Origin of the sequence: Mycobacterium gastri (assembly GCF_002102175.1) — a bacterium.
Taxonomy (GTDB): domain Bacteria; phylum Actinomycetota; class Actinomycetes; order Mycobacteriales; family Mycobacteriaceae; genus Mycobacterium; species Mycobacterium gastri.
In genome coordinates this window covers 1-1,546 of record NZ_LQOX01000034.1, presented here as the reverse complement: position 1 = coordinate 1,546, position 1,546 = coordinate 1, and the positions used below count along the sequence as shown (strand labels likewise).

Here is a 1,546-nt window from a genome sequence, read left to right as displayed (position 1 = left end):
ACGAGGCGCCCATCAATCGCGTTGCGCTGACCGGCCAACTGCGCCAACTCCGCAAACAACACCTCAAGACGCTCGCCGGGACCGGCCACCACAGCACCAGCGGCTGCACTCGACGACATGACGACATCATCACACCCGGGTACGACAACTCTGCGCCGGTGCGCGGCAGGTGCTCGACCGCGCGATCCACCAGGCAGCCACCGCCCGCGAATTCAATACGCAGATCCGTCACCCAAAACCGCAAAACAACAGGTCAACCCACTGCGGCCACCGCCAATCCCCAATCGTGAGCCAAGACAGGTCAAACCCGCGAGTGACCCTGCTGACGGTGTCAGCGGCTTTGAGCGATTGCGCGTCGACGATCCGGGCGCTAGCCATGGGTCACGCCCAGCGTCGCGCACCGCCAGGTCTTGAAGTACCCACGGTGGAAAACCATGCGGCAGTTGCCGCCACGAGCAACCGGTCCGGCTGGCCGACCCTTCTAAACGCGTTCTACGCCAGCCGAGTTCATCCGTGTTCGGCGGCATGGCGGCTGGTTGGCGGCCGAGGCGAATGGCAAAACAGTCTTCACTCAGTCAACCCCAGGACTAGAGCAATGATCAGAACCTCTGGATGGCCCTCGGCGAGGTGACATGAATGGGTGCACCTTCCCGGGGATGATCTGAAGTCCAGTTTGTTCTGATCAAGTGCCGGCGTGGCGCGCTGGTTCGGGAAGGTACGCCCATGCTCAAATTAGTTCACGATGGCACCGATTCCAACGCTCAACAACGGTGTCTCGGCGCTGGGTACGTCGCTGTTGGATGAGATCGTACGTGACGGCGCCCGCCAGATGCGGCGGCGTTGCAGGCTGAGGTCGCCGCCTACATCGAGTCTTGCCGGCACGAGATTGACCAGGACGGGCATCGGCTGGTGGTCCGCAACGGATACCACGCGGAGCGGGAAGTGATCACGGCCGCAGGTGCGGTGAAGGTGCGCCAGCCGCGGGTCAACGACAAGCGGGTCGACGAAATCACAGGCGAGCGTAAGCGGTTCGCCTCGTCGATCCTGCCCGCGTGGGCACGCAAGTCGCCGCAAGTGTCGGAGCTGCTACCCCTGCTGTACCTGCACGGGCTGTCCGCCAGTGATTTCGCTCCGGCACTGCAACAGTTCCTTGGCTCTGGGCAGGGCTTGTCGGCATCGGTGATCACCCGGCTGACCAGCCAGTGTCAGGACGACGCCAAGGAGTTCAAGGCGCGGTCGCTGGCCGAAATTGATTATGTATACATGTGGGTGGACGGGATCCATTTGAAGGTCCGCCTTGAACAGGACAAAGTGTGCCTGGCGGTGTTGATCGGGGTGCGCGCCGACGGCCGCAAAGAACTCGTCGCCCTGGCCGACGGATTACGGGAGAGTTCGGAATCGTGGGCTGATCTGCTGCGCGACTGCAAACGCCGCGGGATGGGCGCCCCAGTGCTCACGGTTGGTGACGGTGAACCGTCCCGGGTTTTATGCGCACCTTCCTTTGAGGGAAGGATGGCGCGATGGCGATCAGGTACGACGAGAACAC

At 62.8% G+C, this 1,546-nt stretch carries 1 pseudogene; it reads left to right on the top strand.

Annotation, left to right across the window (positions count from 1 at the left end):
- Positions 1-742 precede the first annotated feature (742 nt).
- Positions 743-1,470 (top strand): annotated as a pseudogene (locus tag AWC07_RS02600) (transposase); the annotation flags it as partial.
- Positions 1,471-1,546: the final 76 nt, after the last annotated feature.